At 46.0% G+C, this 14937-nt stretch carries 13 protein-coding genes; 1 reads left to right on the top strand and 12 read right to left on the bottom strand.

Annotated features, from left to right (window positions below; translation table 11 throughout):
• Window position 1 precedes the first annotated feature (1 nt).
• A complete protein-coding gene (locus SST62_RS0108645; RefSeq protein WP_029187024.1) occupies window positions 2-955 on the top strand; it encodes an ABC transporter permease in 954 nt (317 codons plus the stop codon).
• 523 nt (window positions 956-1478) lie between these two features.
• On the opposite strand, the gene SST62_RS0108640 is transcribed toward SST62_RS0108645, so the two are convergent.
• The 12 genes from SST62_RS0108640 to SST62_RS0108585 form a co-directional block, all read right to left on the bottom strand.
• The gene (locus SST62_RS0108640) at window positions 1479-2816 is read right to left on the bottom strand and encodes a PFL family protein (RefSeq protein WP_029187023.1); all 1338 of its coding nucleotides are present in this window, start codon (window positions 2814-2816) and stop codon (window positions 1479-1481) included.
• An 11-nt stretch (window positions 2817-2827) separates the two neighbouring features.
• On the bottom strand, window positions 2828-3094 hold the full coding sequence (locus SST62_RS0108635) for an ACT domain-containing protein (protein ID WP_024384707.1): 267 nt from the start codon (window positions 3092-3094) through the stop codon (window positions 2828-2830).
• Window positions 3095-3184: 90 nt separating this feature from the next.
• On the bottom strand, window positions 3185-4282 hold the full coding sequence (fni, locus tag SST62_RS0108630; RefSeq protein ID WP_029187022.1) for a type 2 isopentenyl-diphosphate Delta-isomerase: 1098 nt from the start codon (window positions 4280-4282) through the stop codon (window positions 3185-3187).
• A 10-nt stretch (window positions 4283-4292) separates the two neighbouring features.
• Window positions 4293-5372: a phosphomevalonate kinase gene (locus tag SST62_RS0108625; protein WP_029187021.1), complete on the bottom strand. Its 1080-nt coding sequence runs from the start codon at window positions 5370-5372 to the stop codon at window positions 4293-4295.
• 1 nt (window position 5373) lies between these two features.
• On the bottom strand, window positions 5374-6399 hold the full coding sequence (gene mvaD, locus SST62_RS0108620) for a diphosphomevalonate decarboxylase (protein WP_029187020.1): 1026 nt from the start codon (window positions 6397-6399) through the stop codon (window positions 5374-5376).
• The gene (gene mvk / locus SST62_RS0108615; protein WP_029187019.1) at window positions 6392-7327 is read right to left on the bottom strand and encodes a mevalonate kinase; all 936 of its coding nucleotides are present in this window, start codon (window positions 7325-7327) and stop codon (window positions 6392-6394) included. The genes mvaD and mvk overlap by 8 nt, the downstream gene beginning before the upstream one ends.
• Window positions 7328-7574: 247 nt before the next feature.
• Entirely contained in the window at window positions 7575-8852 is a 1278-nt protein-coding gene (locus tag SST62_RS0108610) for an MATE family efflux transporter (RefSeq protein ID WP_029187018.1), read from the bottom strand.
• A 5-nt stretch (window positions 8853-8857) separates the two neighbouring features.
• Window positions 8858-10285: an ABC transporter ATP-binding protein gene (locus SST62_RS0108605; RefSeq protein ID WP_029187017.1), complete on the bottom strand. Its 1428-nt coding sequence runs from the start codon at window positions 10283-10285 to the stop codon at window positions 8858-8860.
• Window positions 10249-10908 carry an energy-coupling factor transporter transmembrane component T gene (locus tag SST62_RS0108600; protein ID WP_029187016.1) on the bottom strand — a complete coding sequence of 220 codons (660 nt, stop codon included), beginning with the start codon at window positions 10906-10908 and terminating at the stop codon, window positions 10249-10251. Before SST62_RS0108600 ends, SST62_RS0108605 begins: the two co-directional genes overlap by 37 nt.
• Window positions 10908-11498: an MptD family putative ECF transporter S component gene (locus tag SST62_RS0108595; protein WP_029187015.1), complete on the bottom strand. Its 591-nt coding sequence runs from the start codon at window positions 11496-11498 to the stop codon at window positions 10908-10910. The genes SST62_RS0108600 and SST62_RS0108595 overlap by 1 nt, the downstream gene beginning before the upstream one ends.
• On the bottom strand, window positions 11499-13160 hold the full coding sequence (locus SST62_RS0108590) for an ABC transporter ATP-binding protein (protein WP_029187014.1): 1662 nt from the start codon (window positions 13158-13160) through the stop codon (window positions 11499-11501).
• Window positions 13153-14910, bottom strand: a complete 1758-nt coding sequence (locus SST62_RS0108585; RefSeq protein ID WP_029187013.1) for an ABC transporter ATP-binding protein/permease — start codon at window positions 14908-14910, stop codon at window positions 13153-13155. Before SST62_RS0108585 ends, SST62_RS0108590 begins: the two co-directional genes overlap by 8 nt.
• Window positions 14911-14937: the final 27 nt, after the last annotated feature.

Here is a 14937-nt window from a genome sequence, read left to right as displayed (position 1 = left end):
AATGAAATTTATTATCTTAAGAAATAACTTGCAACGTTTTTTGAAAGAAAAATCATATATTCTTATATCTTTTTTGCTAGTTTTTGTAACTATTGCAGCAACATCGTTTGTTGTAACAATGGAAAGCCAAAAGGTAAAAATCGGTGTAACAAAAACTGCAATTGAACTATTAGAAATGAGCAATACCAACATTTCTGTCGAGGAAGTAGAAAGGGACAAGGATTACTATGTTAATTTAATAACTGGTAAGTACGACGCATATATTAGTAAAGAGGATGGAAAATATAAAGTAACTACAGTAAGAAATTCAACTTTAGGCAAGAAATTAAGTCAGTATTTAAATAAAGGAAAATCATTAACTGCTTCTACTTCTAGCGGTAATAATCATTATAAAATTATTATTACTGTTATGGCTATGAGTTCTATGATACTATCATTAATACTGTATAGATTCTATTTTGATGATAGAAATGGTCTAGATAAACGAATCTATCTAAGCGGAGTATCAAACTTTTCTTATGTTCTACAGCAGGTAATGTTTAATTTTTTAATTTTATCTATTACGAATTTATTAAGCAGCTTAATTTTATTCCCATTGTTTGATCTTGATATATCGTGGAACTTAGTACTATATATCCTCCTAATTGAGGTATTTTCAGCAAACTTTGGAATGGTTTTATCCACCTGGACTAAAAAAAATCAAGGGGCGCTATTAATAGGAACAATGGTATCTGTTCTGACTATGCTTCTTTCGGGTGCATTATTCTCTGTAAAAAAAGGTTCTATACAAGATAAGATACATTATATTTTTCCTCAGTATTATATTTCAAATTTAGGAAAAAATATTGATGGCCACTCAACTAATTTGACTCAATCGATTACAGTCATTGTAGGATATACACTTTTGTTTTTCCTAATTGCAAATTATATGCAAAAACAAAAAGTAGGTGAATGATACATTTTAAATTGATAGTTCTCCCTTTTATCTGACTTTCGAGGAATAAACTAAATTCAATTTCTAGACTCAAATATCAAGAATCGCTTACCTGACAATATGCCCCCTCCCAATGTGAGTTTAACTACATCATCTTGTAAGTTATCTGAGACATTTGCCTCTATTCAAATAGGCTCCCTAAGCTTAGTGATGGTTTTACCCACCACTGTCTTAGAGAGCCTATTTTTCTTGCATTTCACTTTATAAAACGAGTACTAATAATCGGTCTTCTTTATTTATGACTTGTAACCTGCCAGGCATGACAAGCTGGACAAAGATAAGATCGCACTAGGTTTCTTTCTCCGATTTCCTTTTTTAATCGTTGGCATTTTATAACGAATAGTTCAGCTTTAATTCTATCAGGAAAACGAGCCCTCCCAGAATAATACTCCTTAAGCCGTTCTTTTTTTAAGTCTTCAAAGATTTCTGACGACGAGTTCTTGTCATTTCGACCTTCCATCTCAAATCGACCTAAACAATCAATTTAGTTCTTAAAACTATGAATCGGTGCTGGAATTTGTCCACCACGGTTGATAAAGTCAGCAGACGAAGCCCGATTGACCTTCATGACAGGGGCTGTTCCCAGAAGCCCGCCAAATTCAATCATATCCCCTTCTTTGCCAAGCGGAATAATACGGACCGCAGTGGTTTTCTGGTTGATAACTCCAATCGCCGCCTCATCCGCAATCATAGCCGCAATGGTTTCAGCTGGCGTTGTTTCTGGAATAGCAATCATGTCCAAACCAACAGAACAGATAGCCGTCATAGCTTCCAATTTTTCAAGGTTGAGCGAGCCATTTTGCACCGCAGCAATCATGCCCTCGTCCTCAGACACAGGGATAAAGGCACCTGACAAGCCACCTACTTGGTTGCAGGCCATGACCCCACCTTTTTTGACTGCGTCATTGAGCAAAGCCAGGGCAGCAGTCGTTCCGTGCGTACCTACGGTTTCTAAACCCATTTCCTCCAAGACCCGAGCTACTGAGTCTCCAACGGCTGGCGTCGGAGCAAGGGACAAGTCCACAATCCCGAACTTGACACCCAGGCGTTCGCTAGCCATATTGCCGACCAACTGCCCGATACGGGTAATCTTGAAGGCCGTCTTCTTAACGGTTTCAGCCACCACGTCAAAACTCTCACCACGCACTTTTTCAAGGGCACGCTTGACCACACCAGGACCAGACACGCCGACATTGATGACCACATCCGCCTCGCCGACACCATGGAAGGCACCCGCCATGAAAGGATTGTCCTCGACCGCATTAGCAAAGACCACCAGCTTGGCCGCCCCCATATCAGAAGCCTCCGCCGTCTCCTTGATGATCCGCCCCATATCCCGCACGGCAGTCATATTGATGCCCGTCTTGGTCGATCCGATGTTGACTGACGAGCAGACTTTTGTCGTTTGGGCCAATGCCTGCGGTATAGAGTTGATGAGGATTTCATCCCCTTTCTGGTAGCCCTTTTGAACCAGAGCTGAAAAGCCTCCGATAAAATCGATGCCAATCTCATGAGCCGCCTTGTCCAAGGCATGAGCCAAGGGAAGATAATCCGTGGCATCCGTCGCCGCACCAATCAAAGCAATAGGCGTTACCGACACCCGTTTGTTGACAATGGGAATGCCTAGCTCCGCCGCAATCTCATCACCGACCGCTACCAAGTTCTTGGCCTTGGTTACAATTTTGGTGTACACTTTTTCCGCAGCCTTATCGATGTCCGAGTCGATACAGTCCAAAAGGGAAATCCCCATGGTAATGGTCCGAATGTCGAAGTGCTGCTCCTCAATCATCTCAATGGTTTCTCTAACCTGTCTAATGTCCATGATTGTTCTCCTTACAAGTTGTGCATAGCATCAAAAATCGCCGCACTTTGAATGTTGATTTTCACGTTCAAACTTTGACCAAAGGCATCCAATTCTGAACGAAGTTGCGTGAAATCTTGCTTCTCATCTGATGACACCACCGCCATCATGGTAAAATACTCATCCAAAACAGTCTGGGAAATGTCATCAATATTCAAACCCAATTCCGCAATCTTAGTCGCAACACCTGCAACGATTCCTGACTTGTCTTTTCCGACAACTGTAACAATAGCTTTCATCTGAACACCTCTTCTAAATTTTCATTTATTTTAACATAAATATGCAGAAAAAGGTAGAAATCGTCTAGTTTCTACCTCTAACGTACGTATTTATTTTACCAATTGTGACCGACGGGCATAGGCTTTCCAGTCAATCCCACGCGCTTCGCACCAGTTTTGTACATTTGGAGCCAAGACCAAATCTTTCTGACGGAGTTCTGCGATGTTTTTAGCACCCAGCATGGTCATGATTTCAGCCATCTGCCATTGATAAGTCTTAATAGCCTGCAGGCCGTCATCAAAACGATGCCCCTTACCATCCTTGACATACTGAAGGAAATGATTGGACATACCAACAAGGTCTGCACCGAGGGCCAATGATTTGACAATATCTAGTGGCGTCTTAATACCACCAGATGCAATCAAACTTGGGCGAACTTCTTCAGGGACAGACATGGCTTCCACCAAGGATGTCACAGTTGACTGACCCCAACCCTCTAAGTAGGTATAATCATTGAAGGTCCGACGGGCATTTTCAATCTTGGCAAAATCCGTCCCCCCAGTCCCAGACACATCAATGGTCTTGACACCGACAGAAGCCAGCTGGGCCACTGTTTCACGACTCATACCAAAACCAACTTCCTTGACGATGACCGGTACTTCCATCTCCCTCACCAAGGTTTCAATATTCTTCAACCACATAGTAAAGTCACGGTCTCCCTCAGGCATGACAATCTCCTGGGGTGCATTGACATGGATTTGGATGGCATTGGCCTCCAACAAATCCACCGCCCGTTTGGCGTTCTCAACACTGTGGTGGGCACCTAGATTGGCAAAAATAATGCCATAAGGATTTTCCCGACGCATAACGGAGAAGGTTTCCGCAACAGACGGATCCTTGATCGCCGCACTAACCGAGCCTGAAGCCAGAGCAATCTTCCCAAAATGCCCCATAATTCCCAAGAGGCGATTGATTTCCCGCGTCTTCTTGCTTCCACCTGTCATGGCATTGATGAAGAAAGGAAAGGCAAAGTCCAAACCAGCTACACTGGTCGAAATATCCACTTCATCCACCTTGGTCTGAGGTAGGGAATGATGGACAAACAAGGTCTCCGTAAAGTCCTTGGCCGGTGTGGTACTGTATTGCTGGTTGGCCAAGCCAACGTGTTGATCCTTGCGGTCTAAACCAAATTCTCCTAGATAAAACATAGGGTTCTCCTTATTCTCTACTTGTGATCTTTAGTTGGAGTGGAAGAATGCCGGCTTGTTGCCAAGCCTTCTCAATCGCTACTTTTTGTTCCGTACTGTCTACCAAGCAAATGCCGCAGTCTCCACCGCCTGCACCAGATGATTTGGCCACCGCTCCATAAGTCTGGGCCAGGTCACAGAGTTGGCTCAGTTGAGGCGTTTCAATGACCAAGCCCATTCCTCTCGCAAAGTCTTGTAAGAGCTTGCGGTTCTGAGAAATGGCCTGTCTTACTGACGCTGAGTCATTTGTCTGACAAGCTACTATCAACCGCTCTACACAGGTCTTGGCGTCGGCTAGAAACTGGCTATGAATGTGCTCTTTTTCTGCCTGACTTTTTTGGCTTTCCATCTGGGAAACCAATCGATCTGTCGAAGCCGCCGACCCTGTCCAGCCAACCAAAAGGTCTAAACCTTCAGGTAGCTGGATAGAGCTGATGGACAAACCCTGCCAATCACTTTCTACCAGATCAAGCAGGGACAGCTCTGCCATTTTCCCTAAAAGCCAAGAACGGTCCAGGGAATGATAGGCGATCAAGCCACCAAAACTGGAAGCCGCCAAGTCACCAAAGGAACCCGTCATGCCTAGCTTGGTCTGGACCAGGGCTGCCAGCTTGTAGGTCAGCAGGGCATCTGGTCGGTGACCGTAGTAGGTTAGCAGGGCCTTGACCGTCGCAACCGTCACTGCCCCTGACGAGCCCAAGCCATACTTGGCACCTGAAGTCTGGTCATCCAGATCAGATTGGACCGCTAGGCTGTAGGTTGCTTGACAGGACTGACCTTTGGCTGTCAGATAGGCTTCTGTTACCTGCATGGCTGTTTCAATCAGAGCATAGGGATGGTCCCCTTGGATATGAACGGTACCTTCCTTACGCTCCCAGATCAGATAGAGGTCTGCTTGCTGGCTGGAATGAAGGAGGCCTCGGTCACTTGGTTCAATGGTGACAGTCAGGTATTGGTCAAGGGCCACAATCACTGCAGGATAGCCTGCCTCGACGACTGCATATTCCCCTGCTAGAAAGAGTTTTCCAGGTATCTTTACTTGTACTTTCATGCTACAAGCCCTTTTCAAACGCTGCTTGCGATACCTGCCACTCGTCTTCACTGAGGACGTAGGCCGCAGGACCAGGCTTGCTGGTAATGATTTTCTCTCTTGGGATGACTTTGGCCAATTCAGCTACTAGCTCGTCCATTTGACTTGCTCGGCAGAGGACCTTGACATTTGGTCCGGCATCCATGGTCATGTAGGCTGATAAGCCACTTGCCTCACGAACCTGACGGACTGCCTCTTGGGCCATTAGGCTATCGGCTGACCAGTAGGTAAAGGGCGGATTGGCAGAAAGCGTTGTTGCATGCATTTTCATACCATTGTGCTCTGTGATTTGACCAAGTTTTTCAAAATCACGGCTGGCAATGGCTGCCTTGATGTCCACCATGTCTTGTTTGGCGGTTTCTACCCAGGCGGAATAAAATGGTGAGGTGGCAACCGTGTGGTCCATTCCCTCTCGACTAGCAATCTTCTTCGGTCCAGTATTGACGGCTAAGACGACCATGGCAATATCCCAATCGGCATCGTCAATGGGATGGGCCATAGAATCTTCCGAACCCGTTCCCATATCCCACTCGACAAATCCACCGAATAGGCTGCGGGTACTGGAGCCAGAACCCCTGCGAGCAAGGGTTGATAGGGTGGCTGGTGACAAATCTAAATCCAAGGCAGTTGCGGTTGCAAGTGCAAGTGCTGCGAAGGCTGATGCTGAGCTGGCCAAGCCAGCTGCAGTCGGAACAAAATTTAGACTTTCCACTCGGGCAAATGCCCTTTCACCTATATATTCGCAAAACAAATCCAAAAATCGAGAAATTTTTAAAATTTCTTTTTCTTTTTGTAAGATTCCGTTGAGATAGAACTCATCCGCAGTTAATTCTGGGTCAAAAACGACCTTGGTATCGGTATAAAATGCGTCAAGGGTCAGGGATAGACTGGAATTCATAGGTAGGAATAATTCCTTATCACGTTTTCCCCAGTATTTAATCAAGGCAATATTGGTATGGGCACGGGCAATGCCTGTTTGTTTAGTCATTGGTTTCTCCTAAGTACTGTATCCAGGTTTGGCGGGCACCTGCTTGGTCAAGGATGTGTGCAAGATTTTGGGCATCCTGGGCTGTTCTGGCTAGGGCAATCATGCAGCCCCCTCGTCCGCCACCGGTTAATTTGGCTCCGAGGGCTCCATTTTCTTGGGCGAGGCTGACTAGCTTATCCAGTCTGGGGTCAGACACGCCTAATTTTTGCAGGAGGGCATGAGCTTGGTTCATTCTGCCACCTAGAAGCTCTGCATGGTCTGTGGCTAAATCTTCCTTGGCCTGTCGGGTCAAGTTGCCCAGTTCTTCTACTAGCTGGATAGCCTCTGGCTTTTTCTCCAACAAATCCGCCACGTCTGAAATGGCTTCTAAGGTGTTTCCCGTCACGCCTGTATCAGCCACTACCAAGTGGGCACGGAGTTTCAGCTCCAAGGGTTCGATGGGTTGGTGCTTGATAAAGAAGACGGGGGACTTGCCGCTGGTGGTCGCCGCATCAATGCCTGATGGATTGCCGTGAGCAATTTTTTCCGAAGACTGGACGATGTCCCAGAGTTCGCTGTCGGTCAGTTCTTTTTCATAGTAGGCAAAGAGGGCGCGTGCAACTGCAACTGCCACGGCTGCACTAGAGCCCATGCCGCGCTCGGCGGGAATAGTCGAACTGATCTCGATATGAATCGCTGGATCTGTCGGTGCACCAATACGATAGAGCGAAAAGCGGATGGCATGCTTGAGGCTTTCCCAGATTTTGGGCATCTTGTGAACCAGTCCTTCATAGAAGTCACAGGCTACACTAAGTGCCTGGCCTTGGGCAGTCACCTGGGCTGTAATTTCTACAGCAGAAAAAGGCATGGCAATTGCAGGCTGGCCATAGACCACCGCATGTTCTCCCATCAAAATGATTTTCCCATTTGCTTTTCCTACTACCGACATACTTTTCTCCTTATACAATCACTACCATTATACCATTTTTGTCCGAGAATAGAAGACACGAAAACAGCCGACCGCGGTCGACTGTTCTCTAGGAGATTATATGAAAAAGATATGCCAGCCGTTTGAGCTTTAGCTCTTACGGATGACGATACTGAATGAAATTCAGTAAAGTTGTTCGCTATTTCTAGCTTGAATATAGTATATAGCTACTAACTTAAAAGAAACTGAAAGTTTTCTTAGCCTTATCTTAAATTGATTCTTGTTTTGAATACCTATACTGAAAAAATAGCATCCCTGCTCGGAAGGCATTATCTAAAATCGTTGCAAGCCAAATGGCTGACAAACCGATTTTAAAAAATGTTACAAGTAAATAAGCTATGCCAATCCGCACTAGCCACATACCGATAGTTGTGGCATAAAAGGGTAATCTAGCATTTCCTAAACCTTGCCACAAGGCGGTTAAAATAAGAGTACCAGCTGTAAAGGGAACTCCCAACATGGCATAAAATAATACTGTTTGACCAGCTTGTGCTACTTGAATATCCTTAGTATAAAGACTGATTAGGAAAGGCCCCGCAAAATGAGTCACACCAGCTACCAAAAACATAAACAGCAAAGAAAGACTAAAGCTTGTTCGAAAAATATGTCGGACCATAGCCTTATCCTGTCTGTGTTTCGCTGTAAGGATGATTGTCGCGGTAGCAATCCCTAAAGCCGGCATATAATTAAACTGCGTCAGGGTTTCTCCAATCGCATTTCCAGCTACCGTCGCTGTTCCTAAGCTGGTAATCAAAGCTACGACTACCACATCTCCCACCCGCATCATCAACCGTTCACCAGTTGCTGGCAGGGCAAGTCTAAGCAGTTCTTTATCAAAGGACCAGGTCCATGGTTTTAAAGAAATTGGTAAGCGAGACCAAAGCAGGCTACAACCAATCAATCGCGATAATACCGTTCCAATCGCAACCCCTGCTACATCTGCATGAAGCACAAAGACTGCAAATGCTGAAAATAGTGCATTTAAAATGTTAGAAAGCAGGCTGATATACATAGGAAAACGTGGTTCCCCCAAGGTTCGTAAGATTGCACTCAAACTTGTCATAAGTCCCAAAAAAAGCGCTCCCCCACCAACCAATATCAAATAAAGACCTCCAGCCTGTACCACTTCTGACTCTGCTCCCAAGCTAGTAAGTACTATTGGACCTGCCAGAACTGAAAAAATCCCTAAAAGGAGACCGATAAAAACTGGAAACTTGACACTTTCACTAGCAGTTCCTCCAATGCCTTCTGAGTCCTCTTCACCCAAAGTCTGAGCCAAACGAGAAGACACCGCTGCTGCTAGGGCAATAAAAACCGCCTGATAGACGGCTAAAATATTATTAGCAAGGGAAACTCCAGACAAAGCTACGATGCCAATACTGGCTACTAGATAAGAGTCTACTACTCCCATTAACATCTGGAGAAGGTTTTCCCCCATGGCTGGAAAGGCAATGGTTAAAATTTCTTTATAGGTTTGTTTGTTCATAATCTCTATTTCAACTGTTTAATATCTACTATTTTATCACAAACAAGATTCAATAACTCTTCATCGTGAGAAATTAACAAAACCAACTTATTCTTCATTTTTAAGTCTACTAAAGCAGAAGCAACTTGTTGCATTCGTCTCAAATCCAAACCGCTCGTCGGTTCATCAAAAATGAAAATTTCCTTATCTGCCAGTAAGCTGGCCACTATCATCACGCGCTGTTGTTCACCACCCGATAAACTAACCGGATGCCTCTCCAACAACTCCGATAGACCAAAACGAGCTACCAAATGTTCATCGACAGCTCTATTTTTCCTTCCAAGAGTAAGTTCTCGCTTAACATTTTCCGCAAATAGTTGGAGTCGAACATCCTGCATAACAAAAGCTGTTTTTTCCAATCTCTGGCGACCAGACAAGGTTTGACCTTGCCAAGAAATCCTACTCTTCTTATCTTCCGCTAAACCGACCAGATAACGAGCAAGGCTTGTTTTTCCAGAACCATTCGATCCAACCAAACCCACCACCTGTCCTGGTGCCAAGCAAAGTTTTTCAATCTCATAGAGAGTATTCTCTTTCTGACTTACCGATAAATTTTCAACAAGTAAACCCTCTTTATCATTAACAAACTGGTCCGCCAGCTCCGCTATTGCCCGTCCATAAGGCTCCGAGTCATAACAACGCAGTCCCATATCCTGACGGCATTCTTCTGTCCGGCTTAAAAACTCATCTGCTAGATAATCCGTCACCACTTGCCCATCTTGAAAATATAAATAGCGATCTGCCAACTGACTGAGATAAGACAGTCTATGCTCGGCAATAATGATGGTCTTTCCTTGGCTTTTTAAAGTTTTCAAGATGTCCTGTACAATCGCAATCCCTTCCTGATCTAGGTTGGCAGTCGGCTCATCTAAAACCAAGACACCTGTCCCTTGCATAGCTGCAACGGCCAAGGCTAGACGTTGTTGCTGACCACCTGATAGACTGGAAATCGTTCGCTGGCTAAGAGAAGCCAAACCAAATAATTCCATAACCCAAGCCAGGCGATTCTCGATTTCTTCTCTTGACAAACCCTGATTTTCACAAGGGAAAACCAATTCCTGCAAGACCTGACTATGAAAAAATTGAGTAGACGGATGCTGAAAGACTGAAGCAATGTGCCGAGATGTTTCTTCCAGACTAGATTTTTGTAAATCCAAGTCCCCTAAGAAAATTTGTCCCGAAAGCTGAGCAGGATAATATTCTGGCGTCAAACCATTCAGTACCTTGAGAAAACTAGACTTCCCAGAGCCACTCTGCCCACATAAAACAACACACTGGCCTTCTGGAATGGTCAAATCCTCTATCTGCAAGGCTGGTTTATCTGCCCCTGAATAAGTTAATGCTACATTTTTTACCGTCACAGCCGGACGAGAATCAGAAAACCGAGACAACATAAGCAAAGACTCCAATCTAGCACGGTCCAAGACGACCGAATATATGCAGGTGATTTTGTAGATACAGCCAAACCTTTTGTCAGACTGGCTACTGTCAATTCCTGAGCTGTTCGCAAGAGAGACATCATCAAGGGAACCAAGAAAAACTCCATGTACTGGAGTGGCTTACAAACCACATCTCTCTTCCGTAAAAAAATTCCTCTAACCTTCAAAGAGGCACAAATCGTACGAGCATCCTGTTTAATGGCAGGTAGGAAACGAAACATTACTCCCAACGTCAAAAGAAATACCTCTGGCAGGTGCCATTTCCGTAAGCCATGAATGAGTTCGTAACCACTTGTCGTCATCAGCAATAGATGTCCTGCCAAAAGCGGAGGCCATGTATAGGTCAATACAAGCAACAAATGCGTCAGCCATGCTGGAAAAAATGTAATATAGGATAACAGACAAAAAATAGAATAGGCTATCGGACTCATTATAGCCATTTTCCGCTTTCCAGAAAACCAGAAAAGCAGGCTAAGGCCTAAGACCAGCACTGCATTTTCTAGTATTGTAAGACGCATCCCATAGGTAAAACTAGTGAAGATGACGAGAATAATTTTTGTACGAGCATCTAATTTCATCAGACCAAACCTGAACGGTCAAAGTAGCGTTTGACCATGTATTGTCCAAAAAGTCCGCTCAGACTAGCTGCCAAGATAATTGTAAAGGACAACCAGAGGACATTGGCAGGTGTAAAGTCCAGCATGACACGAGCTACATATTCAGCCGACTTACCACGGGCCAAGAGATTAGCCTCATAGGCATCTCGCATGAGCCACATGAGAATAATGGGCCCAAGATTGCCAAAAGAGAAGACCGCAAAACTCAGGAGGTTGCTCCATTTGTTCTTATAAGCACCGATCTTGGCCACCCAATCTCCCAGCAAGCCAAAGGTCAAACTGGGCAGAAAGGCCGCTGTCATATAGCCTGACAAGAAAAAGAAGCAGGCCATGACCGCACCGACCAAACTGATAGAGCCAAACTTGCCAACTTTGGCAATCAAGAGCATATAAACCGGACCAGCCAAGAGGGCCGCAAAAGCCGGGGCGTACATCATATTGCCTGACCGGTCAAAAAAGACACCAATCAAGGTCCCTAGACCCACACACAGAAAATACAAACCAGCAAAAGCCCCCGTCACCATGAGGTCCTTCATTTTTAATTGTTTCATTTATCGTTCCTTTACTAATTGTCCGTCTTCCAAGCGGAAGATTCTATCCGCACAAGCCATGGTTGAGCTTCTATGGGAAATCAAGAAGACCATGCCCTGACAGTGTGCCTTGACCATCTGTATAAAGCGAGCTTCATTGAGCGAATCCAAGTTGCTGGTCGGCTCATCAAAGATATAGCAGTCCGCATTTTTGAGCAGGGCCCGCATGAGTTCCAAGCGTTGTCCTTCTCCTGCTGAAAAGTCACTGGCTTCCACAAGCGTATCCAAACCCTGCGGTGCTGCCAAAATCCGTTCTTTCATGTGGCATTTTTCTGCCAAGTCCATAATGGTTTCGTCTGACACATCCGTCCGCCCCAAGACAAGATTTTCTCGAATGGTCTGGCGGAAGATTTGCGGTACCTGAGGTACGTAGGCAAAGGAGCCTTGTAAATGAGCCTTGTCTACCTTCCGACTATCCAAGCCAGACAGGCGGATTTGACCTTTCTGCCAGTCATACCACCGCATGATTAGTTTCATCAAGGTAGATTTTCCTGCACCGGACTCACCGACCAGACCAATGATGCCCCCCTGTTCAAACTGGACAGACAGATTGCGATAGAGCCCTGTTTCTCGGTCATCATAGTCGAAATCAACTTGCTCAATAGCAATATCCGTCACGCTGACCTCAACCAAGTCACCTGTTCGCTCTGCTTCTTTTTCATCCAAAAGAGCATAGATGTTCCGACCAGCATTCATAGCCCGCTTGAAACCAAGAGGCAGACGGCTGAGCTCCAAGAAGGGAGCAAAGGAGCTGGTAAAGGACACCAGGAGGGCCACACCAGTTGCCAAGTCCAAGCTCTGACTGCCGACCAAGTCAAAAGTCAGCCAGGCAAAGCCCATGATAGACAAGCCCACCACCAAGAAGGAAACGGCATACTGCATAAAGTTGGTCTGGGCAACCTTTCGCTCCTGCCCATTGACCTCTTGACTTTTCTGTGTCAGATTGGCAAATCGAGCATCTGTCTGTTGGAACTGCATCAGATCCTTCATGCTCTTAAGACTTTCAATAAAGTAGGAAACATAGCCCTTACGACTGGCATTTTGTTCCTTGAGCAAGGGTTGCAGCTGCTGAGCAAATTGATTTGGAATGGCAATAGCCAGAAGGGCATAGGTCACCAAGGCTAAAAGAGCCAAGCCCCAGCTGGATAGACCAAAATAAACCGTCAAGCCAAGAGCCACCAAAATCCCTGTACAAATCGGGGCAATGGTATGGGCAAAGAAAACCTCCAAAGCCTCGATGTCCTCCCCAATCATCTTGAGCAGACTACCACTGTCCTGCCTGTCCAATTTCCCAGGAGCCAGGGCCCGCAATTTTGCAAAAATCAGACGGCGGTAGGCAGCCAGGGTATGAAAGGCCACATAATGACCAAAGTAGTGCTCGCCATAACGGAAGGCACCGCGTAGAAGAGCCAGAATGACTAGGGCTACCAAAGTCCATAGCGGAGCGGGATTGCCAGCAAGGGCATCAAAAGCCAGATAGACCATGGTTACTGGAATCGCAATGGTCACCACCTGTCCCAAGACCGCAAAGCAGACCGCAACTGCAATCCGTGGCAAGAGGTGTTTCATCGAGCCCAAGAGTCTCGGAATCAGCACCCGTGTCGGCATTTCTTTCTTATCCATAAACGGCTTCCTCCAATTCTCTTTGTTGATTGACTAGCTGACGATAGGCCGAGCTAGTCTGATAAAGTGTAGCATGATTGCCTGTCACAGCCCCCTCCGCAGACAGGAAGAGAATATCATCTGCCTGTTCCACCTGCTTCATCTTATGGGTAATAATAATGACAATGGCATCCTTGGCCACCAAGTTAATCAAGTCGTAAATCAAACCTTCATTGTCCTGATCGACGCTAGAGGTCACCTCGTCAAAGATATAGAGCGAGCGTTTGGCCAAGACCGCACGGGCACAGATGACCTGCTGGCGTTGACCTGGTGACAAGAAAGCACCGTCATCGCCCACAATCGTGTCTAAACCGTCTGGTAGATGCTTAACAAACTGCAAGACCCCGTGCTGATCTGCCCAAGCCAAGATATCTTCCTTAGCAAAATCACCAGCCATGCGTAAATTCTCATAGATCGACTGGTTGAGTAAGGTTGACTGGCCCGACACATAGAGGACCTGCTCATTCAGAGACAACTGGCTGACAGTCGAAATCTCCTGCTCACCCAAGTAAATCGCTCCCTTATCCGCCCGCAAGCGTCGCAAGAGCAACTGGGCCAAGGTCGTTTTCCCCTGCCCTGACTCACCCGCCAAGGCATAGACCTTTCCAGCCGTCATGGTCATGGAAATATCATTCAAGACTGGCTTTTCTCCGTAGGCAAAGGCCAGATTTTCCAGTTTCAGCCTGTCAAAAGCGGGCACATGAGCAGCATCGATTTCCTGCTCCGCTGTCATGCTGTCCAAGAAACCAAAAATGCGATCCGCCATCTTGGTATTCATCATGACCAAGTGCATACCGTAGCCCTGCTCCCGTATGGGTGCAAAAAACTCTGTCGCAATGAGGATAAAGAAAAGCATACTAAAGAGGGAGAGATTGCCTGCCGCTAGGCTATTGACCGCCACAAAACCAGACAGACCAATCCCCAGATACATGACCGCATCCATGTAGCCCACCGCTTGCAGCTGGAAACTGAGCAACTCCATGGTCGCATCGCGGAAGTCCTCCGCCTGCTCATTGAAGCTCTTTTCATAAGCCGCGTCCGCCTGATAGGAATAGAGGGTATTGAGCCCCTTGAGGTCGTCCAAGAAAAGATTGCCCACATCCATGTAGGAGCCCCAGTAGCGATTCATGATCCGCTTGGACCGCTTCTGCATAGCGATAATGGAAATGGGAATCAAAGGCAAGGCTAAGATGAAAATTACCGCACCCAGCGGAAAAATCAGAAAGACCAGCAAGAGCACAGTCGCACAGTTGAACTGGGTCCGCAAGGAAGAAGCCATGTAGTAGGAATAGTAGGTATCCAGGCTGTCAATCCCCTGGGAAGCGATGTTAAAGACATCTGCCGCTGTCGCTTTTGACTCAAACTGACCATCCTTGGCCAAGAGGGCCTCAAAGAAGGACTGCTTGAGCGAATCCCGAGCAAACTGGGAGCCTAGGCCCTGCAAACGCTTGGCAATCAGGGCCACACCGTAACCAAAGGCATTGAGCCCCAGCAAGATAAGGACAAACTGTACTAAATCAACCTGCCCACCCTCATAGTAGGTCACAAAGCCCTTAGCAATCAAATAGAAGGAAATAATCCGCATCAAAAATTGCAGCCAGGATAGAAAGGCTGCCAAATAGACCAGCTTCATCTTGGGCTTGATACGTTCTTTGAGCCGCTTCAAGAGGGCTTTTTTCTTTTCACGAGAAATCTTTTCTTCTTGTGCCATAGTTCACCTCGCTCAAACATATTCCCA

The organism is Streptococcus suis YS56 (genome assembly GCF_000440115.1).
Classification (GTDB): domain Bacteria; phylum Bacillota; class Bacilli; order Lactobacillales; family Streptococcaceae; genus Streptococcus; species Streptococcus suis_L.
The sequence above is the reverse complement of the archived record's forward strand: the minus strand, read 5'-3'. Positions and strand labels throughout refer to the sequence as shown.

What these genes read in the sequence shown, in the direction of transcription:
- mvaD (WP_029187020.1), bottom strand. Translation starts at nt 6,399, where the DNA reads ATGACTAAACAAACAGGCATTGCCCGTGCCCATACCAATATTGCCTTG.
- SST62_RS0108605 (WP_029187017.1), bottom strand. Translation starts at nt 10,285, where the DNA reads ATGTTGTCTCGGTTTTCTGATTCTCGTCCGGCTGTGACGGTAAAAAAT.
- SST62_RS0108590 (WP_029187014.1), bottom strand. Translation starts at nt 13,160, where the DNA reads ATGGATAAGAAAGAAATGCCGACACGGGTGCTGATTCCGAGACTCTTG.
- SST62_RS0108585 (WP_029187013.1), bottom strand. Translation starts at nt 14,910, where the DNA reads ATGGCACAAGAAGAAAAGATTTCTCGTGAAAAGAAAAAAGCCCTCTTG.
- SST62_RS0108625 (WP_029187021.1), bottom strand. Translation starts at nt 5,372, where the DNA reads ATGAAAGTACAAGTAAAGATACCTGGAAAACTCTTTCTAGCAGGGGAA.
- SST62_RS0108640 (WP_029187023.1), bottom strand. Translation starts at nt 2,816, where the DNA reads ATGGACATTAGACAGGTTAGAGAAACCATTGAGATGATTGAGGAGCAG.
- SST62_RS0108635 (WP_024384707.1), bottom strand. Translation starts at nt 3,094, where the DNA reads ATGAAAGCTATTGTTACAGTTGTCGGAAAAGACAAGTCAGGAATCGTT.
- SST62_RS0108595 (WP_029187015.1), bottom strand. Translation starts at nt 11,498, where the DNA reads ATGAAACAATTAAAAATGAAGGACCTCATGGTGACGGGGGCTTTTGCT.
- SST62_RS0108600 (WP_029187016.1), bottom strand. Translation starts at nt 10,908, where the DNA reads ATGAAATTAGATGCTCGTACAAAAATTATTCTCGTCATCTTCACTAGT.
- mvk (WP_029187019.1), bottom strand. Translation starts at nt 7,327, where the DNA reads ATGTCGGTAGTAGGAAAAGCAAATGGGAAAATCATTTTGATGGGAGAA.
- fni (WP_029187022.1), bottom strand. Translation starts at nt 4,282, where the DNA reads ATGTTTTATCTAGGAGAATTTGGTTTAGACCGCAAGGATCAACACGTT.
- SST62_RS0108645 (WP_029187024.1), top strand. Translation starts at nt 2, where the DNA reads ATGAAATTTATTATCTTAAGAAATAACTTGCAACGTTTTTTGAAAGAA.
- SST62_RS0108610 (WP_029187018.1), bottom strand. Translation starts at nt 8,852, where the DNA reads ATGAACAAACAAACCTATAAAGAAATTTTAACCATTGCCTTTCCAGCC.